The sequence below is a fragment of the Streptomyces sp. NPDC012637 genome (assembly GCF_042954805.1).
GTDB lineage: Bacteria > Actinomycetota > Actinomycetes > Streptomycetales > Streptomycetaceae > Streptomyces.
The window spans coordinates 896,075-920,437 of record NZ_JBIBDS010000001.1; the positions used below are offsets into that span (position 1 = coordinate 896,075).

At 70.2% G+C, this 24,363-nt stretch carries 24 protein-coding genes; 19 read left to right on the plus strand and 5 right to left on the minus strand.

Going from position 1 to position 24,363, the window contains the following annotated elements:
• Window position 1 precedes the first annotated feature (1 nt).
• The 7 genes from fxlM to ACFY8W_RS04085 all read left to right on the plus strand — a co-directional run bounded on the left by fxlM (window position 2) and on the right by ACFY8W_RS04085 (window position 8,009).
• Window positions 2–2,386, plus strand: coding sequence for a methyltransferase, FxLD system (gene fxlM / locus ACFY8W_RS04055; RefSeq protein WP_391099919.1), 2,385 nt, complete (start codon window positions 2–4; stop codon window positions 2,384–2,386).
• A gap of 100 nt (window positions 2,387–2,486) precedes the next feature.
• Window positions 2,487–3,446, plus strand: a complete 960-nt coding sequence (gene hemC / locus ACFY8W_RS04060) for a hydroxymethylbilane synthase (protein WP_391099922.1) — start codon at window positions 2,487–2,489, stop codon at window positions 3,444–3,446.
• Entirely contained in the window at window positions 3,443–4,312 is an 870-nt protein-coding gene (locus ACFY8W_RS04065) for a hypothetical protein (RefSeq protein ID WP_391099925.1), read from the plus strand. Before hemC ends, ACFY8W_RS04065 begins: the two co-directional genes overlap by 4 nt.
• Before the next feature lie 11 nt (window positions 4,313–4,323).
• Window positions 4,324–5,091 carry a PIG-L family deacetylase gene (locus ACFY8W_RS04070; RefSeq protein ID WP_391101695.1) on the plus strand — a complete coding sequence of 256 codons (768 nt, stop codon included), beginning with the start codon at window positions 4,324–4,326 and terminating at the stop codon, window positions 5,089–5,091.
• Between the two features lie 107 nt (window positions 5,092–5,198).
• Window positions 5,199–6,251 (plus strand): NUDIX domain-containing protein, encoded by a 1,053-nt coding sequence (locus ACFY8W_RS04075; RefSeq protein WP_391101700.1) that lies wholly within the window; start codon window positions 5,199–5,201, stop codon window positions 6,249–6,251.
• 271 nt (window positions 6,252–6,522) lie between these two features.
• The gene (locus ACFY8W_RS04080) at window positions 6,523–7,146 is read left to right on the plus strand and encodes a M15 family metallopeptidase (protein ID WP_391099926.1); all 624 of its coding nucleotides are present in this window, start codon (window positions 6,523–6,525) and stop codon (window positions 7,144–7,146) included.
• Between the two features lie 29 nt (window positions 7,147–7,175).
• Window positions 7,176–8,009, plus strand: coding sequence for an endonuclease/exonuclease/phosphatase family protein (locus tag ACFY8W_RS04085; protein WP_391099928.1), 834 nt, complete (start codon window positions 7,176–7,178; stop codon window positions 8,007–8,009).
• Window positions 8,010–8,015: 6 nt separating this feature from the next.
• On the opposite strand, the gene ACFY8W_RS04090 is transcribed toward ACFY8W_RS04085, so the two are convergent.
• The 4 genes from ACFY8W_RS04090 to ACFY8W_RS04105 all read right to left on the minus strand — a co-directional run bounded on the left by ACFY8W_RS04090 (window position 8,016) and on the right by ACFY8W_RS04105 (window position 11,629).
• Window positions 8,016–8,528 carry a hypothetical protein gene (locus ACFY8W_RS04090; RefSeq protein WP_391099930.1) on the minus strand — a complete coding sequence of 171 codons (513 nt, stop codon included), beginning with the start codon at window positions 8,526–8,528 and terminating at the stop codon, window positions 8,016–8,018.
• 415 nt (window positions 8,529–8,943) lie between these two features.
• The gene (locus ACFY8W_RS04095; protein WP_391099933.1) at window positions 8,944–9,786 is read right to left on the minus strand and encodes a sugar nucleotide-binding protein; all 843 of its coding nucleotides are present in this window, start codon (window positions 9,784–9,786) and stop codon (window positions 8,944–8,946) included.
• Between the two features lie 112 nt (window positions 9,787–9,898).
• Window positions 9,899–10,900, minus strand: coding sequence for a DUF6624 domain-containing protein (locus ACFY8W_RS04100; protein WP_391099935.1), 1,002 nt, complete (start codon window positions 10,898–10,900; stop codon window positions 9,899–9,901).
• Window positions 10,901–11,365: 465 nt separating this feature from the next.
• Window positions 11,366–11,629, minus strand: coding sequence for a hypothetical protein (locus tag ACFY8W_RS04105; protein ID WP_391099937.1), 264 nt, complete (start codon window positions 11,627–11,629; stop codon window positions 11,366–11,368).
• Window positions 11,630–12,051: 422 nt separating this feature from the next.
• Between ACFY8W_RS04105 and ACFY8W_RS04110 the strand changes: the two genes are divergently transcribed.
• Together ACFY8W_RS04110 and ACFY8W_RS04115 are read left to right on the plus strand one after the other, a co-directional pair.
• The gene (locus ACFY8W_RS04110; RefSeq protein WP_391099940.1) at window positions 12,052–13,287 is read left to right on the plus strand and encodes an MAB_1171c family putative transporter; all 1,236 of its coding nucleotides are present in this window, start codon (window positions 12,052–12,054) and stop codon (window positions 13,285–13,287) included.
• Between the two features lie 282 nt (window positions 13,288–13,569).
• Window positions 13,570–14,199 carry an HAD-IA family hydrolase gene (locus ACFY8W_RS04115; protein ID WP_391099942.1) on the plus strand — a complete coding sequence of 210 codons (630 nt, stop codon included), beginning with the start codon at window positions 13,570–13,572 and terminating at the stop codon, window positions 14,197–14,199.
• A 396-nt stretch (window positions 14,200–14,595) separates the two neighbouring features.
• Here the strand turns inward: ACFY8W_RS04115 and ACFY8W_RS04120 are convergent, their stop codons facing one another.
• A complete protein-coding gene (locus ACFY8W_RS04120) occupies window positions 14,596–15,468 on the minus strand; it encodes a helix-turn-helix domain-containing protein (protein ID WP_391099944.1) in 873 nt (290 codons plus the stop codon).
• Between the two features lie 731 nt (window positions 15,469–16,199).
• Here ACFY8W_RS04120 and ACFY8W_RS04125 point away from each other — a divergent pair.
• The 10 genes from ACFY8W_RS04125 (at window position 16,200) to ACFY8W_RS04170 (ending at window position 24,349) form a co-directional block, all read left to right on the plus strand.
• Window positions 16,200–17,075 (plus strand): helix-turn-helix domain-containing protein, encoded by an 876-nt coding sequence (locus ACFY8W_RS04125; RefSeq protein WP_391099947.1) that lies wholly within the window; start codon window positions 16,200–16,202, stop codon window positions 17,073–17,075.
• Between the two features lie 7 nt (window positions 17,076–17,082).
• Window positions 17,083–17,793: a hypothetical protein gene (locus tag ACFY8W_RS04130; protein ID WP_391099949.1), complete on the plus strand. Its 711-nt coding sequence runs from the start codon at window positions 17,083–17,085 to the stop codon at window positions 17,791–17,793.
• A 161-nt stretch (window positions 17,794–17,954) separates the two neighbouring features.
• On the plus strand, window positions 17,955–18,593 hold the full coding sequence (locus ACFY8W_RS04135) for a WhiB family transcriptional regulator (RefSeq protein ID WP_391099951.1): 639 nt from the start codon (window positions 17,955–17,957) through the stop codon (window positions 18,591–18,593).
• Window positions 18,590–20,167, plus strand: a complete 1,578-nt coding sequence (locus ACFY8W_RS04140; RefSeq protein WP_391099954.1) for a hypothetical protein — start codon at window positions 18,590–18,592, stop codon at window positions 20,165–20,167. The genes ACFY8W_RS04135 and ACFY8W_RS04140 overlap by 4 nt, the downstream gene beginning before the upstream one ends.
• Window positions 20,164–20,373 (plus strand): hypothetical protein, encoded by a 210-nt coding sequence (locus ACFY8W_RS04145; protein WP_391099956.1) that lies wholly within the window; start codon window positions 20,164–20,166, stop codon window positions 20,371–20,373. Before ACFY8W_RS04140 ends, ACFY8W_RS04145 begins: the two co-directional genes overlap by 4 nt.
• 61 nt (window positions 20,374–20,434) lie before the next feature.
• Window positions 20,435–20,668, plus strand: a complete 234-nt coding sequence (locus tag ACFY8W_RS04150) for a hypothetical protein (protein WP_391099958.1) — start codon at window positions 20,435–20,437, stop codon at window positions 20,666–20,668.
• A gap of 92 nt (window positions 20,669–20,760) precedes the next feature.
• Window positions 20,761–21,303 carry a plasmid mobilization protein gene (locus ACFY8W_RS04155; RefSeq protein ID WP_391099960.1) on the plus strand — a complete coding sequence of 181 codons (543 nt, stop codon included), beginning with the start codon at window positions 20,761–20,763 and terminating at the stop codon, window positions 21,301–21,303.
• A gap of 14 nt (window positions 21,304–21,317) precedes the next feature.
• Entirely contained in the window at window positions 21,318–23,048 is a 1,731-nt protein-coding gene (locus tag ACFY8W_RS04160; protein ID WP_391099962.1) for a relaxase/mobilization nuclease domain-containing protein, read from the plus strand.
• A 122-nt stretch (window positions 23,049–23,170) separates the two neighbouring features.
• Window positions 23,171–23,572 carry a hypothetical protein gene (locus ACFY8W_RS04165; RefSeq protein WP_391099965.1) on the plus strand — a complete coding sequence of 134 codons (402 nt, stop codon included), beginning with the start codon at window positions 23,171–23,173 and terminating at the stop codon, window positions 23,570–23,572.
• Window positions 23,573–23,650: 78 nt separating this feature from the next.
• Window positions 23,651–24,349 (plus strand): hypothetical protein, encoded by a 699-nt coding sequence (locus ACFY8W_RS04170; protein ID WP_391099968.1) that lies wholly within the window; start codon window positions 23,651–23,653, stop codon window positions 24,347–24,349.
• The last annotated feature ends 14 nt before the right edge of the window (window positions 24,350–24,363 follow it).

The window sequence follows — 24,363 nt, forward strand, 5'->3', positions numbered from 1 at the left end:
GTTGACGTACACCGCCCGCGACCAGTGGGAAAAGCACTACAGCGACGGCAAGAACTTCCGGCAGCTCGGCGAACGCGAGCGGGAACTCCTCGCCGAGCACACCCCCGCCCCCGAAGCCGGCGGGCGGGCGCTTGACGTGGGCTGCGGTACCGGGGAGCTTGCCGCCTACCTCACCTGTCTCGGCTACCGCGTGGACGCCTGCGACTTCGCGGACAGCGCGATCGCCCGGGCCCGCGAGGAGCACGCCGCCATCGAGGGCGTGCGCTGGCTCCACCTGGACATCGAGCGCGACGACCCGGCCCCGCTGCACGAGGCGGAGTACGACCTGATCACGCTCCGGCTCATGTACCCCTTCGTGCAGGACAGGGGGCGCGTGGTTCACACGCTGGGCGAGCGGCTGCGGGACGGCGGCGCGCTCGTCATCATCACCCCGGTGGCCGAGCACACGCCCGAAGAGCGGCGCGGCATCGCGCTGGCACAGGACGAAATCGCCCTGGTCGGCACCGGATGGGAGACGGTGGAGCGGCTGGACGCGGACGGCCTGGCGTTCCTGGTCCTGCGCGGCCCCTGCCACACCGACACCCGGGCCGCCGAGAAGAGGCCACCCACCGCCCACGCCCTGACCGGCGCGCTGGCCGTCGTCACCGACGACGCCGGGCGGGTCCTGCTCGGCCGCTCCCGGCGCGGCATGCTCGAACTGCCCGGCGGCAAGACCCGTGGCCCGGAGGACTTCGCCGCCGCGGCGGTCCGCGAACTCGCCGAGGAGACCGGCCTGCTCGCCGACCCGGGCGATGCACACGTGGTGACGATCCTGGTCGACGACAGCCACGGCATCCCGCGGCTCACGGCAGTCGTGCGCATCTCCGCGTGGACGGGCACCCTGACCAACCAGGAACCGGAGCTGTTCGACCGATGGGAGTTCTTCGACCTGCACGCTCTGGCCTGCGTCGGCCCCGTCTTCGTCCCCGCCGCGTCCGCGCTGGACGCCGTATGGCCCGGCGTCATTCCGGCCCTGCCGCCCGTGGTCTCCTACCCCCTCGCCGTCGAGCAGCCGCCCGTGCCGGGTGAGCCGGCCGAGGCGTTCCGGCTGCGTCAGGCGATGGCCCAGACGGTGATCGACGGCGGCTGGGCCCCGTCCGAGGCGATCCAGCAGGCGCTGCGGACCGTGCCCCGCCACCGCTTCGCCCCGGAGGTGAACCTCGCGGCCGCGTACGACGGCGGGGACCGGGCCGTCATCACCCGCCGCGACGAGACCGGAGCGGCGATCAGCTCGGTGTCCGCGGCCTGGCTCCAGGCCGACATGATCGAGCACCTGCGTCTGAAGCCGGGCGCGATCGTGTTCGAGGCGGGGTCCGGTGGCTACAACGCCGAGCTGATTGCCCACGTCACCGCCCCTGACAGTCGTGTGGTGACCGTCGACATCGACCCGTGGGTCGTACGCCGCACCCGCGCCTTCCTCACGGAGGCCGGCAGCGGACGCGTCACCGCCGTCGAAGCCGACGCCGCCCTCGGCGCCCCCGCCCACCTCGTGCCCCGCGGCGGCTTCGACGGCAGCATGATCACCTACAACTGCTGGGACATCGCACCGGCCTGGCGGGACCAGCTGGCCGAGGGCGGACGCCTGGCGTTGCCCCTGGAGATCGGCGGCTACACCAGGGCGGTCACCTTCGAGCGGCGCGGGCAGGTGCTGGAGGCCCGGCACTTCACCTATTGCGGCTTCGTGCGGGACCAAGGACAGCAGGCCCGCACCATTCCCGTCACCGGTCTCCTCGACGGTGAGCTCACGCTCCGCTTCGAGCACGGCACCGCCGCCGAGACCGCGGGCCTGCGCCTGGAGGAGGCGTTGCGCGGGCCGCGGCACGAGATCACCACCGGCGTGACCATGGGGACGGGCGCCTACTTCGGCTCCCTGCAGCTGTACGCGGCCACCACCCTGCCTGACTTCTGCCGGCTGGCCGCCCACCGGGACACGGGCGTCACCGCCATCGCGAAGGACCGGGACGCACCGGCCGTCGTCGCCGACGCCTCGCTCGCCTACCTGACGCACGTCCAGACCCGGCACGGCGAGCTCCCCGAGGACAAGGAATGGGAATGGGTCGTCCACGCCTTCGGCGAGCAGGGACTGCAGCTCGCCGAGCAGTTGGCGGCCACGGTGCGGGCCTGGGACCGCCACGTACGCGCCGACGACAACGACAAGCACGCTGACCCCCTCCTGACCGTCCACCCGGCCGGCACACCCGACGATCTGCTGCCCGCCGGTCACGTCCTGGACAAGGAGCACTGCCGCCTGGTGTTCCAGTGGCCAGACCGAGACGGGCACCTGCCAGGTCCGGCTCGGCACCACCGGGTGGCCCCCGTCCCCGCACCGGTGCTGGAAGAGAGGTGACCAGGCCGCGCGATACCGCCTGATCGACATTGCTTCCCGACCACATCTCACCGCCGTACCGCAACGCGCACGCCTCACCACACGGAGACCAGCACCCGTCATGACCGCCGACCCCTCCCCCCGCTCCCTCCGGCTCGGCACCCGCCCGAGCCCGATGGCCATGGAGCAGACCGACCGGTTCGCCCACGCCTTCCGCACCCGGTACCCGCACATCCCCCTCGACATCGTCACCATCACCTCCGAAGGGGACCAGCACCGCGGCCCGCTCGCCCAGATCGGCGGCAAGGGCGCCTTCACCCGGCGCGCCGACGAACACCTCCTCGACGGCCGCGTCGAGGCCACCATCGCCTGCGCGAAGGACCTGCCAGGCCCCCACGACCGCAAGCCGGGAATCTCGACCTGCGCGGTCCTGCCCCGGGAAGACGTCCGCGACGCCCTGGTGCTGCCCGCCGGATACCCCCCGGCCACGCTCGCCGCACTGCCGCCCGGCACCCGGGTCGGCACCAGCGCTCCCCGCCGCGCCGCCCTCCTCAAAGCCCTCCACCCCAAGCTGGTCGCGGTGCCGATCCGGGGGAACGCCGACAGCCGCCTCCGCGACCTGGATTCCGGCGTCCTGGGCGCCGACGTGATGATCGCCGCCCTCGCCGGTCTGCGCCGCCTCAACCTCGCCGACCGTGCCAGCGAGATCCTCGACCCCACCGTGTGGCTACCCGCCTCCGGCGCCGGGATCGTCGTCATCGAGCACCGCACGGACGACCACGCCACCGGCAACGTCCTCGCCCCGCTCACCCACGCCCCCACCCGGATCCTCCTCGACGCCGAACGCGCCACCCTCGCCGCCCTCCACGGCAACTGCCTGACCGCAGCCTCCGCCCACGCCACCCTCAATCCGACAGCCGACCTCGTCACCGTGCACGCGGTCGTCCTCGACCCGGAAGGCGGCACCCCGATCCGCACGACCACCACCGGCCCCGCCAACCACCCCGCCGCCGTCGGCCAACGGGCCGCCCAGCACCTGCTCGACGCGGGAGCCGCCCAACTCCTGGGAGCCCGGCCATGAACCGCAGCGCACCACCCACCCACCAGGTGGTGTTCACGCCGCCCAGCGAAAAGGCCGACCAGCAACGGATGCGTACGGCACACCGAGCCGCGGCCCGGGCGTTCGCGGTGAGGGCGGACGGGCCGGAGGCATGGGGCTGGCAGGGCCGCACTCTCAGCCGTCGGGCCGGCCGCTGGTGGCTACGTCTGGTCTGCGCGCCCGAGGACAAACGCGGAAGCCGGCTATGGGAGGGAAACGCCTCTGCCGACGCGTCCCTTCCCCGCACTGTGCCGCGGCCCCGCCTCCATCAGGTCAGCGAGTGGACCCGTGGCGGCCACGCCTACCGCGCCGAGCTGTCCGAGTACATCGCTCAACCGGCCCTCCAGACCGACGGCCCCGTCCTCACGTCCGAGGCCAACCTGCCGAACTCATGGTGGGGTGACCTACGCACCGCCCTCGCCACCACCGCGACGGTCCCTACCGACCGCCAAGCCGTACGCCGGCAGTGGATCGACCGCAACTTCGCCCGCTTCCTTGGCATCCCCACACCCGCAGCCATCTCCTGGACCACCGGCCACGGCGACCTGCACTGGGCCAACCTCACCGGCCCACCGCTGGTCATCCTCGACTGGGAGGGATGGGGCCTGGTGCCTGTCGGCTTCGACGTCGGGCTGCTCCACGCGTACAGCCTCGCCCGGCCGGCCACGGCCGCCCGGATCCGCGCCGAGTTCGCTCACGTCCTGGACACTCCCGCCGGGCGGGCCGGTGAACTCGTCGCGCTCGCTCAGCTCCTCCAGGTCGCCGGTCGTGGCGGCCACCCGGACCTCGCTCCCCACCTCGCCCGCCACGCCGAGCACCTCACCGGCAACCCCGTCCCCGTACCGTGACTGTCCCGGAGATCCCCGTGCTGCCCAGCCTGCTTGCCGTCTTCGCACACCCGGACGACGAGTCCCTCCTCGCCGGGGGCGTCCTCGCCCAGCATGCCGCGGCCGGGGCCCGAACGGCGGTCGTCACCGCCACCTGGGCGCCAGACAGCCGCCGGGCTCCCGAACTCGCCGACGCCCTAACCGTCTTGGGTGCCGGCACCCCACGCCTCCTCGGCTACAACGACGCCCGCAACCCCGAGGCGGCCCCCAACCAGCCCCGCCTCGTCGATGCTCCCCTCGACGAAGCAGTCGGCCACCTCGTCGCCCACATCCGTGACTTCAAGCCCGACGTGGTCATCGGCCACGACGCGGTAGGCCAGCTGACCGGCCACCCCGACCACGTACGCACGCACCAGATCACACTGCTCGCCGTCGAGGCAGCCGGCCTCGCCCACCTGCATCCCGAAGCGGGCCCGCCCTGGCAGCCGGCCGCGCTGTACGCCGCCACGCACCCCGAGTCCGGCGTCGGCCTGCTCGGCCCGCTGCTGGAAGGGGTAGGCAAGGCCGTCTTCGCGGTGCCGGACTCGTACGTGACCACGAGCATCGACGTCACGCCCTGGGCCGACGTGAAGTGGCGCGCGATCCTCGCACACCGCGGCGAGGTCGCACGCGAGCGGCCCCTGCCCGGCATCCTCGCCCGCCTCCCCGAAGCCGACCGCAACCAGATCATCCAGACCGAACACTTCACCCGCCTCACCCCAGGCCCCGTGAAGGGCGACCCAGACCGGCTGACCATCTGAAACCCCGGCCCCGTGCCAGCCACCCCTTCACCGCCAACCAGCAAGCACTCACCGATCGGAGAGAAATGACGCCGACTTCTGCGCCCGACGAACCTCCCAGCGTGGCGATGAACGAGGCGGCGTACGGGGCGTTGCGCGCCTCGGCCGCCCTGTGGGCAGGAACCTCCGTGCTGATCACCAACCAGCGCGGGCAGGTCCTGATCCAGCGCGTCGGCTACCGCCCCACGCGCCTGCTGCCGGGCGGCGCCGTCGACAAAGGCGAGTCCCCCGCCCAGGGCGCTGCCCGCGAACTGAAGGAGGAACTCGGCATCACGGCGACGATCAACCGCGGGCTCGCTGTCGACTGGGTCTCCCCCGCCGGTCGCACAACACCCCCCGCCATGAAGTTCCCCGGCGAGCTCCTGCACGTCTTCGACGGCGGCGTCTGGGACAAGGATCAGATCGCGGAGATCCGGCCCGCGCCGGGCGAGATCGAGGCCGTCGAGTTCGTCGAGCCCGCCGACCTGCCCTCTCTGATGGCTCCGGGCGACGCTCGCCGTGCCCTGTCCGCGCTCCGCGCCCGCATCGCCGGCGCCGGTCCCGCCTTCCTTGAGGACGGACTCCCGACGGCCCCCACCGTGCTTGACCGGGCCGGCGTCCTGCGCACCGCCCGAGCCCGTCACCACTTCCCCTTCCACCCCAGCCCCGTCCCCGACGGCCTCACGGTCCGCCAGTCCTGGGCGTGGACCTTCGCCCCGGACGGGCGCGTCCTCGTCCTCCTCGACCCCGACACCGGCGCGGCCTGCCTGCCCGGCGGCACTCCGGAACCCGCGGACCACGCAGATTCCGAGACCACGTTGATCCGTGAAGCCCGCGAGGAGGCCGCCGCCGAACTCGCCGGAACCCGGTATCTCGGATACCTGTCCGACACCGACGAACCCTGTGCGCGCGTCCGCTACACCGCCGCCCTCACGAGCCTCGGCCCGGGCCCTGTCGATCCGGCCACGGGCCGCACCTATGTCCGGATCCTGGCCACCCCGGAGCAGGCCCTGGAACTCTTCGACTGGGGGCCATCCGCGGCCGAGCAGCTCCAGGCGGTCCACCAGGCCCGCGTCCTCCTCGGCATTCCCCAGGCCGGTAGCCAGCCCGTCACCGAACTCAGCGCCCCAACCGCCTGGTAACTCAGCACCGCCCGAAGAGACACCAGCCGAATCGAGGAATCCCATGCCCGACGCCGCGCCCTCGGCCAACCAGCCATCTGCGCACCTGCGCCCGCTAACGAAGAGACGCTCCCATCGGGGCACCGCTCCCGGCCGGCGCGGCCGACAGCACCACCCGCCCCGCCGGGCGAGGAGACACGCCCCACGAGGCGTGCGGGTCCGCACGCTGCCGACGAATCGAGGAGCCCTGTTGAACACGAACCCGCGGGATGCCGCCGGTCCACTCATCCTGATGAGCGACCCACGCGTGGCCGCCATCCTCGTCGCGGACTGCGGCGAACCGCTCGTCGACGTCCGCGGGAACCTGCTGGTCGACGACCGCAGGTCCGACCCGGCGGACGCCTTCGCTCAACTCCGCCAGGGAGTTCTTGACCGGCTCCTTCACGCCCAGTCGCTCCTGCCCGACGGCCTGCGCCTGCTGTTCATCGAGGGCTACCGCCCGCCTGACCTGCAACTGCGCTACTTCGAGGAGTACGCGGACGAGCTCCGTGCGGCCAACCCGGCCTGGACACAGGACCAGATACACGAGGCCGCCAGCCGATACGTGTCCCCTCCGGAGATCGCGCCGCACAGCGCCGGCGCCGCCGTCGACCTCACCCTCGTGAACGCCGACGGGATCGAGCTGGACATGGGCACGCGACTGAACGCCAGCCCGGAGGAGTCCGACGGCGCGTGTTACACGCACGCGGCCTCGATCAGCAGCCAGGCCCGAACAAACCGGACCACTCTGGCCACGGCTCTGTCCGCCGCCGGCCTTGTGAACTACGCGACGGAGTGGTGGCACTGGTCTTACGGCGACCGGTACTGGGCGCTGATGACGGACCAGCCGACCGCCCTGTACGCCCGCCACCCCTAACCGTCAGAGAGCCCCCCTCAGGAGTTCCCATGAGCACCATACGCATCGTCACCTTCAACACCCTGTTCGGCGGTCACACCGACTTCGGCTCCGGCACGGCAGACCGATGGGACGGGCAGGTCGAGTTCCTTCGCGCGCTACGCCCGGACATCCTGGCGCTCCAGGAGTGCAACTTCTGGGACCAACTCGGTGGGCGGCGCCTGCACCGCATGGTGAACGACGTCGGCCTGGCGCAGGGCTTCCTCGCCGAAGCCAACCCGACGACGGCAGGACACCGCTTCCACTCGGCGATCCTCCTCAGCGACCACATCCGGGTCGATGCGGCGGGTTCCGATCACACCCGCTACCACCACGTCATGGGCTGGGCCCACCTGATCCTGCCGGGCATCAAGCAGCTGTTGGAGGTGCGCAACCTGCACCTGGATCCGTTCGACCCCCGGAATCGCGCCCGCGAGGTGGCACCGCTGGAGGTTCTGGCAGCACCGGACCGCCTCTCCCTCCTGCTGGGAGACATCAACGCGATCGGCGTGGGCTTTCCCGAGCCCGACTGGTCCCGGCTGCCGGCCCACCTGCTGAACGGGCACCTGCGCTCGCCCGGCGAAGAACCGCGCTCCGACCGTGAAGCCGTCGAGCTCCTGGCCCGCGCCGGCTTCGTCGACGCGAGCGCCTCCGCCGGGAAGGAGGACGTGCCGACGGCGGCGTTCGCCGACGGCGACGTCCCCCGCCGCCAGGACCTCATCCTCGCGAGCCCGGCTCTCGCCCCTGCGGTGACCGGCTACGAGGTGCATATGGAGCCGGTCGACAAGGACCTGTCCGACCACGCCGCCGTCAGCATCGACCTCGACCTGACCCGGATCGGCTGAACAGGATCAGCCGCCGGCCGAGGCGGCACCGAGGTGATGGTGGGTCAGCGAGTGCGCGGCCCACCTCGCCGCCGCGCCCATCAGGGTGCCGCCCGGCCAGCTTTCCATTGAGGGCAGCTCCAGACCTCCCGCCGAGTAGGCCATCGGCTCCCGGTATTCGGTCAGCCATCGCACCAAGCTGCTGAGCTGAGAATCGTCGTCGAGGTCGTGCCGACGATCGGTCAGCCCGTGCCGGATCACGTCCTCGAGCGCTGGCTCGCGCGTCGTCAGCGCCTCGACGATCCGCTCCACGGGGAAGTCACGGGGTTCGTCGTCGGTGGGCCGCGTGTAGAGCAGCAGCGCCACCGTGGGCAAGGCGTACGTGAATGGCCCGCCGCTGTACTCCTTCGGCCAGGCCGGTTCGAGCAGCGATGCCGACCGCCGCAGGGAGACGTGCCATCGAGCGTTCATCCAGTCCGTCGACGACACGTCGTAGGCCAACCGCCCCGCCGCCCACCAAAGATCACGTATATCTGGCATGCCCATCAATCTACGGACCGCCCTGCTCCCCGTCCGCCGAACGCGTGCTCTCGGCCTCTCCGGGTGACACAGACCCATCAAGCTGACGCGACCTGGGCCCAAGCGGCAGATCGGCATCTCAACCGCGAGTGCACTCCGTTGGCGCACACGGCGCGAGCGTGGAGGAGTCCGGTCCTCGCCCCCGTTGAGTTCCGTTCCTGAGCCGCGGTGCCAGCGGGTACGTAGACAAGGCCGTTCCAGCAGGCGGCGAGCGGGTCGTCGGTCGATGCTCGGGGACGGCGCGGGACGCCTGGTCCGGCGGTCATGGACGGGCGTGCTTGCTTGCATGGTCCGGCCGCGGGACTGCCCTCTCCGGCAGCTGCCCGAAGGTCGCCCTGCGGGCCCGGCATTCACAGGATCGGAAAGCGTGTGCCTGTCAGGTCAGCTTCGTGCCGTTCCCGCTCAGGAACTCACGGGCGCCGCGGAGCCGGGTACGCAGCTTCTGCTGGGATGTGCGGCTGTCGAGGCGTACGTCGAGCCCGCCGGGCAGTCTCGTTTCGGAGCGGCGTGCGGAAGGCAGTCGGGCGGGGTCGAGTCCGTCGCGGCGGGCGATGAGTTTGCCCAGCTCGTGGCGACTGAGGGCGTCCGGGCCAGCGAGGTGGAAGACGCCGGCGGCGTCGGACCGGGTGATCTCCCACAGGGCGGCAGCCAGATCCTCGAGGTGGACGGGGCAGCGGATGTCGTCTGTGAACAAGGCGCCCTGCTGGGTGCCGTCGGCCAGCGCGTGCACCAGCCGCTCGTGCTCGGATCGGCCGTTGCCGATGATCAGGGAGGTGCGGGCGACGGCCGCGTCGGGGCACAGGAGACGTACGGCGGTCTCAGCAGCCGCCTTCGCGGCCCCGTACGGGGTAAGCGGGTCCGGAAGACAGGACTCGTCATAGCGGTTGCGGCCCGTGCCGGAGAAGACGGCGTCGCTGGAGACGTGCACCAGGCGGATACGGCGCTCGGCCGCGGTTAGGGCGAGGCGGATGCCGCCTTCGGCGGTGACAGTCCAGTCCGCTCCGCCGCTCGTCGTGTTGATAACCGCGTCCGGAGCCACCGAGGTAACCACCTCCTCCAGGTGGAGGGGATCGCGAAGGTCGAGACGATGCCATGCCGTCCCGTCGCAGTCGCCGGGGCGGGAATGGAACGTGGCGGCCGGGTGGTGGCCCGCAGATACCGCCTGGCGTACCAGCTCGGTCCCTAAGAAGCCGCTGCCGCCGATGATCAGCACGGTCATGGCAACTCACGCTACGGCCGAGCGCCACCGCACAGAGCCGTTTCAGCAAACCTCACGCGCAATGCAGAAGAGAGCGGTCTCCTGCCTGTTGCCTGCCGCCCCTGACCTTGCCTTACCCGACGCTGGCCGCGACCTGCTCGATGTACCTCTCCAGCGGCTGGAACCCCCAGGCGGCCCGCAACGCCTCGACCTCGTCCGGGTTCGCAACAGGGTACGGGACGAGCGTGCCGTCGGGACCCTCTGTCAGCTGGGTGCCGAAGATCTGCTGCTGTCCTCGGGCGATCCGTACCCGGTCTTCCAGCAGGGCGCCGTGCTGCGGGTCGGCATCGCCCGCGGTCACGGCGGCCGAGAGCAGCTCCAGACACCCCTGCTGGAAGTCGGGCTGCCGGTCGGCATGCTGCGCGAGCAGCCAGGCGGCCCCGGCGGCCTGACGACCGACCATCGCCTCGCCTGGCCACCCGCGCTCGGCGATCAGCTCGCGCAACCAGCCCGTGTTCTCCTCGTCCACGGCCAGCCACCGCTCCATCAGATCCGGCGTTCGCTCGGCCACCGGAACCAGCCGTACGGCCTGGTCTTCCTCCTGCCGCCGCAGCAGCTCTGCGGCCAGGCCCTCGTCGACCGCAGGTCGAGGCCGCACAGCAGCAACGCGGTCGATCATCTCGAACAGCTCGCCGGCCAGCACCCGCGTGTCCTCGGGAAGGCTGAGCCGGTCGAGCGCGCTGCGCTCCACCCAGTGGACCGTGTGCTCAGGCGTCCCGTACAGGGCGAACGGTCGGTCGACCACACCGACGGCGATGTGGTCCCGGTGCACGTGGCGCTGATCGCAGCGGCTGTCCGCGGCGGCCGGCATCGACACCACATGCCACACCGACGGGGTCGCCGGATGCGGATACCGCTCAGGAAGCGGCGGCGGCAACAGGCGCACTCGGTGCCCCGTCTCCTCCAACACTTCGCGCACCGCGGTCGCAAGCGCGTCCTCACCAGCCTCGGCGTGCCCGCCGGGGACGAGTTCACCCCCGAGGCGCGGATGCTCGGTCACGCACAATCGCCACCGCCGGCCGAACCGCGCGAAGGCGTAGCAGCTCGCCGTGTCATGCACCACCAGATCACACATGCGCCCGATTCTCAGGCCCAGGGGGCACCAGCCGAACCGCTTCTGAACAAGCCCCGTCGGTTCAACACGGTTCCTTCGGGCCCGCGGAGAAGCCTTCCCAGGCACCGGTGCTACGGGTCGAGCGGTGAAGGTGGCGACTCTGGTCACCACGCGGCACGCGCAGGCGGACCGATCTCACCTTAGAACCATTCAAAGATCTCTCTTGGCACAACCGCCAATTCTCGATCTTGGAATCCATATTGTGAGACATTTTCCCTTGGGTGACCTTCACAACACCCCATCTCGCATGGGCCAGGCTTTCCACCTTGTACGATCAGAGGGAAAGGCGTGCCGGCCGAGTGCCGCACGCCTCAAGCGCAAGCTCCTGGCCACTAGCGCCCCGCATGTGAGTATCGGGATGGGGCTGGCAGTGAAAACCTAGCGGCATTTTTCAATGGAGCGACCATGCGTTGGCGTAGGGACCCGTCACGGCGCGCACTCATGAAGGAATGCGAGCGACTGCTCGCCGATCTCCCCATCCCCGCTCCTTTCAGCGTCGAGGCACTGGTGCGGAATATGGAGAGCGCGCTGGGTCGCCAGATTCGGCTGGTGCCACTGGATGATCCCGACGGGGGCCTGGGCACAGCATGCGGCCTTCGGGTCAAAGCGCCAGAGTTCACGATCATTCTCTATCGCCGCCGTTCCAGTCGGAATCAGACTGAACACATCATTCTCCATGAGCTCGCGCATGAATGGCTGAACCACGGGACGTCCCTAACGGATACCGAGATCGAACAGTATGTCCCTGAGCGCATACGTCGGGATGTCCTTCGACGTTTCCCGTCGACCGTGGTCCAAGGGCGCGTAGATTTTGGCAGTCCCGAGGAAAAGCAGGCCGAGCTTTCGGCCTCATTGATAAAGCGGCTGGCGCGCCGTAATTCGTTCACGGGAGATGACATGGTCAGTCTCCTGGAGCATTCACTCGCTCACCCAGTCGCTGCTCCCCCACGGCGCCGACACTAGCCGCGATCGACTGGCGACTACCGAGGCACAGTTCCCGGCCGTACGACTTCCGCCACATCGCGCAGTGCACCTATTGGCAATTCAGGCTGCGACCGGCTGACCTTCCGGGCCGGCGAAACGTGCAGCCGACGCAGATACCCATTGGTTCCGTGTTCGACTACATTAAATACCTTACTGCGGCCGTGATGACCCTCATCGCCGTATGGCGATTCCCTGCAGTTCGGTACGCCGATGCTCACCGCCGGGCGCTCTGGGGCGGTTATGCAGGATTCGCCATAGCCCTGTGGCTCTACACGCCAGCAGCAATGGATGCGGTGGATCGCATTCCTGTAGTGGACCTGAGCGCCCTACTCAGGCACTTTGCCAGTACCGCGGCGATCATCGCGGCCCTGACCTACGTCGCCACCAGCTACGGGAAGAGCTCGGAGTCAGTCGTACCCCGGCACGTAGCGGTCTCCCGCTGGATCGCCCGCGCGTCCTACAGGGCAGGAGCGATAGGCGTCATTCTGCTCACGGTCCTATTTTTCACCGTGGTGGACCGCGACAGGCCGAGCGAAAACTTCCTCATCGACCATGCTGGGCAATGGGGGGTCGCGGTCTACATGACCGTGTTCTACTTCTTCCCGCTCATCACGACCGCAGTTTGCGGCTACCAGTGGACGAGGGCGGCGCGACGGGTCGAGAACACGAGCATGCGTGTTGGGCTGGGCTTGATGGGGATTTCAATGTGGATGGGGCTGACCCACACATTGGCGCGTATCACCATCCTTTGGGCTGCGGTCGCATTCCCTCTAAGACCCTCCACAGTCCAGCTCCTTGTAGACGCCACAGCGATATGGATGAACCTGCTCTTCCTGATCGTTGCCGTAGGTGCGAGCATTCCCACCACTCGCGCTGCGGCGGCCCGGTGGAGAACTTGGCGCACCCTGTATAGGACTTACCCGCTCTGGTTTGACCTGGTGGATGCTTTTCCCGGGACGAGTCTGTATCCACCAGGGCGGCGCCTCTCGGAACTCAGGCACATAAGCGTCCCCATCGATGTTCGCCTGGACCGATGGACTCAGGACATTGCTGACGCTTGCGAGAAGCTGCGCTATTACGCTCCACGAGACTTGATGTTCGCCGCCGAGGACATCACCGCCTCGCACCCCGACCCTGAGCCGGCCGCGGAAGCGTACTGGATTAAGGCCGCGCTCCAGGTCGCTGACACCTCGCAGGCCAACCCGTGCGCCCCTGCCCCTCTGAGAGAGAAACCGTTCGTTGACACCGATTGTGAAGCGGCGTGGCTTGCGCGAGTCAGCACGGCTTACTCGCACATCACCACGGATCAAGCCCGGGAGCTTCTCCTGCACTCCATAGAGGTGGAATCCGAACCGGGTCGCTAGCCTGCGCTTCACAGTCTGATTTCTCGGTTAAGGCCCTATTTACCGAGATCGGAACGAGGCTGCATAGCGATCTTGACTAGCGGGCTGGTGCGTGAGATTCGGCACCATCTACCGCATGAACTGGGCTGGTACCGTGGTCATGCGGACTGATAGGTCTTGCTCCGCCTCGTAAGTGCACCCCGGCCTGCGACGCACCTCTACGCCCGTCGCCACATGTAGCCGGGCAGTGACGCTATCCGGTCTGGATGGGCGTCCGAAATCTCAGCAATCTGGAGTTCCCGCATGTCCAACCGCCGCACCGGCCTCATCCTCGATTTCGGAGGCGTTCTCACAACTCCGCTGCTGCCCGCAGTGCTTGCCTTCGAGCAGCGCGAGGGCCTCCCGCAGGGCGCCTGCCTCACGGCCCTGTACAAGCACGAGGAGGGCGTCCGGATCACCAGCGACCTCGAGCGCGGAACGGTCTCCCAGACTGAGTGGAACGAGTTCGCCGGCAAGATGCTGGGCGTGCCGGCTGACAACTTGATGGGCCGCATCTTCGGCGAACTTCGCCCCGAGCCGCTGATGATCAATGCGGCAGCCGCAGCGAGGCGAGCCGGGATCAAGGTGGGCATCCTGTCCAACAGCGTGGGACTCGCCCCTTGGGACCTGTACGACGGCTACGAGCTTGAGCGGCTGTACGACGTCGTGGTGATCTCCGAGCAGCACCTGCTGCGCAAGCCCGACCCGGAGCTCTTCGAGATCACGCTCAAGCTCATGGATCTGCCGGCCGAGGAGTGCGTCTTCGTCGACGACACCGAAGCGTACGTCCAGGCAGCAGAACAGCTCGGCCTCGCAGGGGTCCACAACCAGGACCCCCGGCAGACGGTGGCCACTGTCTCCGAGCTGCTCGGCGTGGACCTCACGGCGTCGTAGCCCGGCGCCAGACGCGCGGCGGTCCAACCGGTCTCGATGCCGAGCCGAGCCAAGCCGCCGATCCTGCTCTCCCACACCTCGGTACAGCAAACTCGCCCAGGACGTCGACGCTCGCCCGCCGCAGCAGGCGGTCAGGGGGGCAGTCGGCGCGGAGGGTGAGCGAGCTTCCACCCTCGGCGTTGGAGCGCCAGGAACACGAACAGCGAAGGGACTGCGGCGATACCCGTTACCGGGGTATCGCCGCAGTCCCTTTCGCTGCTGTCGGCCACTGACACGGCTGCCGAAACGCTTGTACTGGCCTGCTCCACGCAGGGCCGACGATCCTCGTCAGACGCCAAGACGGCAGACCGAAAACACCTCAGACAACCAAACCCCGAAGAGCACTCGCCGACGGCGTCACTGCCCGTCCTGCACCTCTGGCAGCTTGTGCTTCAGCTCTCCGACGAGCTCGTTGATGTGGGCCATCATTTCGGCTGACAGGCCCTTGCTGTTGCCGCGCGCCGCCAGACCGAGGATCTGCCCTCGGTGAATCGAGGTGAGGAAGCGGAGCCCCTCCATGAATTCGCGGGCCTTGGGGTCGACCTGGGCGTCGTCCTGGAAGAGGGCCGCGTCGACCTGGAGGGCATGGGCGAGGCCGGCACGCACCACGTCTGAAGCCTCCGTCGTGGCACCCGTGCGAAGAGCAGCGATGTCGTCGGCGGTGACGGCCGCCACGCCCGCACGCTCGTTGACGAGGCGTGCGATTTCCTTATCGGAGGGCGCTTCCTGGCCGACGTACCCGTACTCCAGGAGATAGTTGATCTTTTCTCCGACCGTGCGGGGTGCGGACGACTGCTGGTCGCGCGAGGGCCGGGAGCGAAGCCCGAACGAGCAGTCCTGGGCGTCCAGCAGCTCCTGCTCGGTCACACCGTACGCCTGCGCGAGCGGATGCACGTAAGCATCGCTGAGCCGACGCCGGCCGGATTCGGCGTTGCTCACCGGCACGCGGCTCGCGCCGATGATCGCAGCGGCCTGCGCGACGCTGAGGCCGGCGTCGCAGCGCAGGAGCTGGAGGTCCGGCGGACCGTCGTGGGGGAAAAGGACCTCGAGCGACTGACCGAGCGCCGCTGCAATTGCGGGGAGCTTCTCACCCTTGGGGAAGTCCTGGCCGCTCTCCCATCGCGCGACCGTGGGGGCGCTGACGCCCACCTTCTCGGCCAATTCCTTCTGATGGAGGTCCTTGGCCCGCCGGACAGCACGTACGCGGCTGCCGTCGAACTGACGTGGCACATGAACTCCTGCAGGGTGGCGATCGGGCCGGTGGTGGCGGCCTCTGGAGAGCACTGTAGCCCAGGCTTGATGCGTTTGCGCAACTGACGTACGTTTCCGTATCGTGCCTGTTGGCCGGGCTCCGGTTCTCTATGGTGCCAGCCTCAGGAAGGACCCCTCCATGCATGTTGCGTCGTTGACGCCGCTTGCCCAACGCGCCGCCGGATTCAGTACCTGGCTGAGAGCGGCAACTCTCAGGCGGACCCGGTGCGAGTCGGCACTACGGGGCCCAAGCGCAAAGGCAGGGGTTCCTTCGTGACTCTCTGCAACCAGTACAGAGTTTAAGAACCAACTCTGGATCTTGACACGGGTTCGTGCGTATGTTTCGTCGCCCCCGGGCACACAGCCTGGCACCACTGACGCAAGGAGCGCAGCAGACATCGACTTGTAGGTCCGTATACAGCGACGGCGCCCGGGAGCGGGAACTCCCAGACGCCGAACGCTAAATGGCATGTCCGCCCCGGCAAGGGCGGATGTTGCCCACCATCACCACGCTGAGTCCTTCCGAGGGGCGCGTCAGCGTGGCAATACTGCAACGAGGAGTATCGCATGCCTCCTGCCCTGCGCAAAAGGCACTTCTGCCTGGCCTGCGCGGCAGTCGCCTCCGTCTCTGCGCCTCAGCGCCCCGAGCGGGAGCACACCCTCCCGGCCTCGGCGGGCCGCCAGAGCCGTTCCGTGATCAGGAGCGGCCGATGAGCAGCGAAGCCCGCGAGTGGGTGTGGGAGAACAGCTCCAGCCGGGGGACCGCGCGCCTGGTCCTGCTGTCGATCGCCGACCGGGTGGCCGACGAGCAGTGCGTCTCCTGGGCCTCGCTGTCCAGCCTGGCCCAGCGCACACGCGCATCCGTCTCCACGGTGCGCGAGGCCATCGACCGTCTGGTCCACGCCGGTGAGCTGGAGCAGCTCGACGACCTCACCGGCCCGCAGCGCAGCACGGTCTACCGCCTGCCCCTCGCCGCCCAGGCCCTGGCAGAGACCGCGGAGGACACCGACCAGGCGCCGGCGGGCAAGCCCGAGGCCGCCCCCACCCTCCGGATCTCGGCCCTGCGGCGGTACGGAATCCGCCCGCGCGAGGTGCCGGAATCCCCCACAGGGGTCCGGAAACCGGCAGTACCGGAAACCGGCAGGTTGCGGCGGAAACCGGCACCTCGACGTACCGGAAACCGGCAGAGCGATGTACCGGAATCCGGCATACAGAACCGTAGTGAACCGGATTTGAACCGCAGGTACAGCAGTGGTGCTGCCGTCATCTCGGCTGCCGGGTGGCAGGTCGACCCAGCCACCCACACCTGGGCCCGCCAGCAGGGACACCTCGACCGCCTCGGCGAACAGGGCCTGCAGGCGGCCGACGCGAAGTGGCGTGCGCACCGCGCCGACTTCAAGCCCCGGCCGGCAAGTGCCTGGGCTGCCGACTGGCGCTCCTGGATCGCCCGAGAGCATGCCCCGGGCCGACCGAACCTCTACGCGGTGCCCGGCAACGGCACCGCCTCGAAGGGCGGCATGACCCGCGCCGAGGCCCACACCGCAGCCCTTCTCGCCGCCCTCGACGAGCCGACCGGAACGGAGTAGCCACCCCGTGGATCGCCGCGAAATCGCCGCCCTGCTGGCCTACATCGGCCGACTCGACCCCCGCACCATCCGCACCGACCAGGGCGAGGCCCGTGACCAGCTCGCCCAGTGGCACGAGCTGCTCGGCGACGTGCCGATGGCCACGCCGTACGGCTGGGACGCCCGTGTCGCCGCCCGGCAGCACATCAGGATCTCCCCGTACCAGATCCTGCCCGCGGATATCGCCCGCCCGTGGGAGACCTACCGGCGCGACCGTCTGGGCCGGCACACCGACCCGACCCCGTCCGTCGACCCGGACGACCAGGCAGCCTGGACCGCCGAGCTGGCCGGCACCCGGCGCGCCGTAGCCGCCGGCACCGCTCAGCCCGCGCAGTACCGGGCCATCACCAGCGGCCGGATCGACCCGGCACTGAAGGCGCGACTGAGGGAGGTCGGCTCCTGCATACCACCGGAGGCCCGGGCCGCCCTCGCCCCCTACCGACCCGCGCGCGCCGCACGCGAGGCGGCCGTCGCCCAGGGCCAGCCCGACGCCCTTGGCGTCCGATGCGACTGGTGTCAGGCCCAGGTCGGCGAGCCGTGCCGCCGCCGGCGGATCGACCGCGACGGCTTCACGCGCGGCAACGCCCCGCGCGCCACGCCGCACCCGGGCCGCCTCGACCTCGCCGCCGCCCTGCGGGCCCAGGAGCTCGAGCAGCTCCGACAGCCCGCAGCGGCCTGAGGTCCGCCCCGTCGGTGCACCCCGTCCGCTGCACCGCCACCAGACCACCGTCCCCCGCCCCGGCTGCGGCGCCCGCCTCTGCGCCGCGGTCGGCACCCGACGCCGCGTCCGTCCACCGCCTGGCCTCGACCGGCCGGCGCGGCAGCACACCGGAGACCACCTTGCGCCACATCACCACCCACGACGCGCCGGCCACCGGCCTGCGCGGCATCGGCGACACCAGCTGGCAAACCCGCGGCGTGTGTCATGGCATGGACCCCGAGGACGCCGACGCTGTGTTCTTCCCGCTGCCCCGGGATCACGAGGCCATCGCCGAGGCGAAGGAGCTGTGCGGCTGGTGCCCGGTCCGCCGCGACTGCCTCAATTACGCCCTGGAGAACGTCCTCAAGGAGGGCATCTGGGGCGGCCTCACCGAGGCTGAGCGGCGCCCCTGGCACGACGGGCTGCACCAGCGCCTCGACTACAGCCGCGTGATCGCGTTCTTCACCGGACGCGACGTGCATCTGACCGAGGCCGAGCGACAGGTCGTCATCGACCACGCCTACGTCCGGGGCTGGCGCCCCAGCCGACTCGCCGCCGCCCTGCAGATCAGCCACAAGCACGCCCGTGACCTGCTGCGGCAGGCCGCCAACAAGGTCTCCGACAGGGACCGGACCTTCGGCGTGCCGAGGCAGAAGAAGAGGACGCGGACGGCCCCGGCTAAGGGCCGGCCCGCGACCGCCAGACCCGGCACGACTCAGCCGGCAGTCCGTTCGGTGACGTCGATCTCGGCGCACGCTCGTCTCGGAAAGGCAGCATGACCCACCCCGTCCTGTCCCTCGGTGCCGCCCCGGACCTGTCCCTTCTCCTCGCCCTCGGCGTCCCCGCCGCCCTGCTCGCCCTGGGCCTTACTGGCTGGGCGCTCCGCCGCCGGGAAGCCGGTTTGCAGAAACGTCTCGGCAGCCCGGCGGTCAAGGTCGCCGCACTCGCCGCGCTCGGCTGCACCGCCTACAGCGCGGACACCAGCTGGCGGTTCGCGGCCGACTACCTCGACATGGCCGGCACCGCCGAGCGGGTCGGTATGTTCGCCGCCGCTGAACTTGCACTCTTCGCGACCGCGCTGATGGCCCGCCAGAACCTGGCCACGCAGGGGGCGCCCGGACTGCCGGGCACCCTGGTCTGGGTCATCACCGGCGTACAGGTGATCCCCGCCTACGCCGAGAGCGGCCCGGTCGGTGGCACGGTCCGCGCCTTCGTCGGCCCGATCATGGCGGCGATGCTCTGGCACCTCGCCATGGGCATCGAACTGCGCCTGCGCACTCCAGGTGCCGCCTCCCGCGGCCTGATCGCCACCCTTGGGCGGGAAGTACGCGAGCGTCTACTCTCCCGCCTCGGTATCGCCGCACGCGACCGCGACGCCGCGCAGATCACCCGCGACCGCGCCACCACCCGCGCCGTCACCCTCGCAGCCCGCCTCGCCGAGCGCACCCCCGAACAGCGAACGGGCTGGCGCGGCAGACGACTCGCGCGGCGGCTGTCGAAGGCGATCGGCAGGGCCTCGGTCGGTACCGACCCCGCCCAGCGCCGCGTGCTGCTCGACCAGCTCGCCGCCCGTCGGCACGCACTCACGCTCGCCACGGTCCCCCTGCCCTCCCCATGGTTCCCCCTCCACGAAAGCGTCACGACCGCCACGGTCCCGTCGCGGACCGCCGAGGGAACCATGGTCCCCGACACCCCACACACTGACACCGGAGCGATCGGGGACCGGGGACCGTGCGAGGAATGGGGACCGGTCCCCGGAGAACAGGACCGTGACGCGTGGACCGGGGACCGTGGCCCGGGCACAGAGCCCGTCAAACCAGACCCCGACGAGGGGACCGCCGGCGGCGCTGGGACCGAGTGCCCTGCTCTTGAAGTGCCTGCTCAGGCGCGTGATTCGCACCCGGGACCGAGGGGCGCCGAGTCGGGGACCGAGCCCACCGGGGACCGGGGACCGAACGACCCCGACACGGGGACCGAGCCCACCGGGGACCGGGGACCGAACGACCCCGACACGGGGACCGAGCCCACCGGGGACCGGGGACACATGGTCCCCCTCCGGCGGAAGCCGACGGCGAAGGCCAAGGGCAAGCGGGGCGGCCGGTCCCGCAGCCCGCAGCCGCAGCGTCCGCCCCGGGAGCCGGAGCAGTCCGTGGAGCACCTGGTCCAGCAGGTCCTCCCCCACGTACCCGCCCTACTCGCGCGGGATGGCAACGAGGCCATCACCCGGGTCCAGCTGCGGGAGATCCTGCGGCGCGAGGGCCTCAAAGGCGGCCGGAACGACCGGCTGAGCCTCGTCCTCCAGCAACTGCGGGACGACACCCACAGCACGAAGGCAAGGAGCGCCTCCCGATGAAGACCTGTCCCGAACTCGCGTCCCTCCGTCGGGAATACGAACGGGAGATCGGCTTCATGACCGCTCACTCCCAACTGCACGCAGGCAAGCCGGCCGCGAAGGTCAGCGCGACGCAGGCCGCTTCGACGAAGCAGCGGATGGCCCGGGCTCTCAGCAGGCACGTCGGGCGCTGCCCCAAGTGCGACACACGAAGCAGCAGGTCATAGCGCCTGTCGCCCTCGGTGGCCCGGCTACGTAGCGGGCCACCGCCCCGCTTCAGGAGGCCCCGTGCAACCCCGTACTCGCTCGTCCGCTCCCACAGTCGCCGAGGCTGGCGCATGGGCGGACGTCCTGGTCCGCCGAGGGCTGCTGCACCGCGCGGTCCTCGTCCCGAGCGGCCAGTGGCTCGTCCAGTACGAACCCGAAGGCCCCGTCCGCGTCGTCGCGGGGCCAGCCGAAATCGTCGAGCTGGCCGCAGCCATCCAGTACCGAATCCGCTCCAAGGAGCCCAGAACCCGATGACGAACCCGAGCTCGAACGGCAACGCCCTGGGGCCAGCCGCGTCCTCCAACTCGGTCTCAGGGCGAGCAAGTTATCCCCTTGGATACTCCGCCTTGAGCGGAGTATCCAAGGGTTCCCCTACCCCCTCGGGGCAGGGGCTCGTCCGGCGCCGGGGGACGCCTGACGAGGAGGCCGCGACCGAGGGCGGATCGCAGCCACAGGGACAAGAGGGGAAACCTGAGCTCGCCACGCCAGATCCTGCCGTCCCGCCACCTCGTACGCGACGCCGCAAGTACCAGCGCCGCCAGCGCCCCCATGTCCGCAACACCCGCTTCAGCGACGACGAACTCGCCAGCGTAACTGCCGGCGCCCAAGCCGCCGGCCTCACCGTCGCCGGGTTCCTCGCCCGCGCCGCCCTCAGCGCCGCCCGTGACCTCGATCGGACCGCCAGCGCGGTTGCCGGAGAGCGCGAGGTGATCGCCGAGTTCTTCGCCGCCCGCCGACACCTCGGTCACGTCGGCAACAACCTCAACCAGATCACCCGAGCGATCAACGCCGGAGCCCACCCGCCCGAACTCGCCGCCGTCATCGCCGCCACCGACCGAGCCGTCCAGCGCGTCCAGCACGCCACCGACCAACTGCTCCACCAGAACTAGGAACCACCACCGGCATGATCCCCAGGATCCAGAAGCGCGGGCAGCGCACCCTCGGCCTCCTCTACTACCTGTACGGGCCGGGCAAGTACGAGGAGCACACCAACCCGCACCTGGTCGCTTCCTGGGACAACAACGCTCCCGACCCCGGCCGCGACGAGACCGCCACCCTCAAGCAGCTCCAGCAGCTCCTCGACCAGCCCGTCGAGAACATCGACGCCTCAGAGCGGCCGAAGAAGCACGTCTGGCACCTGTCCGTCCGCAACGCCGCCGAGGACCGCACTCTCACCGATGAGGAGTGGGGCGACATCGCCCGCCGCATGGTCGCCGCCGCCGGTATCGACGATCCCAAGCAGGGTGCGGGCTGCCGCTGGGCGGCCGTACGCCACGCCGACGACCACATCCATATCGTCGCCACGCTCGTCCGCGAGGACGGCTACAAACCCGACCTCGACCACGACGCCGCCCACGTCCAGGCCCAGGCCCGCGCCCTCGAAGCGGAGCTGGGCCTGCGCCGCCTCAACAAGGGTGACGGCACCGCCGCCCAGCGGCCGACCAGCGCCGAGCGGCACAAGGCCCAGCGTCAGGGCCGCGAGCGCACCGCACGGGAGGAGCTGCGCGAGACCGTACGCCGCGCGGTGGCCGGCGCGACAAGCGAGGAAGAGTTCTTCGACCGGCTGGCCGCCTCCGGCCTGCTGATCCGCAAGCGCGTGGCACCGTCCGGCGACCTGCTCGGCTATAAGGTCGCCCTGCCCGACGACCGCAACAAGGACGACGAGCCCGTGTTCTACCCCGGCGCGCGTCTCGCGCCGGACCTGTCCCTGCCCCGGATCCGGGAGCGCTGGACCACCGACGCTGCCCCCGATCCGGACCCCGCTGCGACAGAGCCGTCTTCGCGTCCGGTGAGGGAGGGCCCGGCCGCCGCCCGCCGACGGGCCGCGTCGGCCGCGTGGACTGCGGTGCTGGTCGTCGAGCACGGCGACGAAGCGGTCGCCGCCGCGTACATCGCCGCCACCGGCGAGGTCCTGGACGCTCTCGCGAAGACCTCCGCCGCCCACACCCGCCGCGAACTTCGTGACGCCGCCTTCGCGTTCGAGCGGGCATCGCGTTCCCATGTCCGGGCCGAGCGCGGACACGACCGCGCCCTGCGGCAGGCCGCCCGCGACCTCGTCCACGGCGGTCCTGCCCTCGGCCGGGGTGAAGACGGCGCGTCGACCGCCATGGCGATCGATATGCTGCTCTTCCTGATCACCGCTGCGGTCCACTGGCACGCGAAGAAGGGCCACGCCCAGCAGGCCGCGGCAGCCCGCCAGGCCGCCGAGCACCTACGCGCCGCCTACCAGGCCGCCGCCGCCCAGCCCCTCGGGGCCCTCTACCAGCGGGGACGACACCTTGGTCGGCCCCTGCTCCAACGGCAGACTGCGATGCTGCGCGAGGCGCTGCCCGAACTGGCTGTGCGGATCTTCGCCGAGCCCGGCTGGTACGCGCTCGCCGCCACTCTCGCCGACGCCGAAGCCGCCGGCCACGATCCTGCCGCGCTTCTGGCCGACGCCGCTGGGCGGCGAGAACTCGACACGGCAGAGTCCGTTAGCGACGTCCTGGTGTGGCGACTGCGCCGGACCGCGGAGCTGCCGGCAGACACGGGCGACATGGTGAGCGGCGGCCCGGCAGCAAGGCCGTCCGCACGCCGTACGGGCCAGCAGGCACCACGGCAGTCCCGGCCCGGGCGCGGAGGGCCGCAACTGTGAACTTCGTGAATTGAAGCAGGTCAGCAACCTTAGGCACGATCATGACGCGAGCAGGACGGACGAAGGAGGACGCCAGGGTGTTTCACCGGATACGCCGCCGCCGAGAGGCGGAGATCAGCGAGATGCGCCACCGACACGACATGATGTGGGCGGACCTGGAGGGCAGGGTGCCGCCGAAGGCAGAGCAGACGCAGGCTGCGGCGCAGCCCTCCGAGCCGGTGCTCGTGGTGGATGACTTCCTTCCACCGGACCTGCGCGTGCCGAGCCACGACCAGCTCGACGGCCGGATGATGCCCTGGACGCAGCCGATCGTCCTCGACGGCGAGCTCGTCGCCTGCGCCGGCTGCGGCGCGTACCGAGACTGGCTCATCATGTCCACGCGCGATCAGATCTGGTTGCGCTGTCGCCACGGGCACCAGCAGCCCGAGACGCGTCTCGACACCGCCTGGTACAACCGGCACGCCGGCCCGGCGGACGCGACGCACGCCACGTTCGAGGACTGCCTGCGGCACCTCGGTCACTGACCCCTCATCCCTACGACCCCACCGGGCTACGGCCCGCACTGACCAACCGTCGCCAAGCACCAAGGGGTCAGATCCACCATGCGCGTTCGCGTCGCCACCACTGCCGTCGGCCTCACCGCCATAACCGTCCTCGCCCTGCCCGCCTGCTCCCCCGACACCACTAAGGCCAAGCCCGCTTCTGCGGCCTCCGCCCGCGGCAAGGGGCCTGCCACCGCCGGCCAGAACGATCGTCCCCTGTCCTCGGCCGCGCTGGAGGCGCGCCTGCTGAACGAGGGCGACCTCGGCACCGGCTATACCCGTAAGCCCGAGCGCCCGACCCGGCAGGACGACGTCACCGTCCTCGGCTGCCCTGCCCTCAGCGACCTCGGCGGGGACACAGCCACCGGGGGATCTCTCGACTTCCCCCGCAAGGCGAAGGTCGCCTTCACCTACACCAGCAGGAGCAACTCGGAAGTCTCCGAGGAGCTGTACAGCGGCACGGCCGCCAAGCTGTCCGAGGGCACCGGCCGGATCTTCGACGCCATGACCGGCTGCCCGCAGTACCAGGTCCTCGTCGGCGGCACCGCCATCGACATGACCACGCAAGAGGTGGCCGCGCCCCAGCTCGGAGACGAGCGGTGGAGCCAGCTGCTGACCTTCTCCACCGGCGGGCGGGAGAACGTGGTGAAGCAGACCGCGATCCGGGACGGAAACGTGCTGCTGATCGTCTCCGGCTCGCCAGCCCTCGTCGACCTACACCTCGACAGGGCTCACGCCAAGGCGACAGCAGCCCGCTGACGCCCTGCCACATG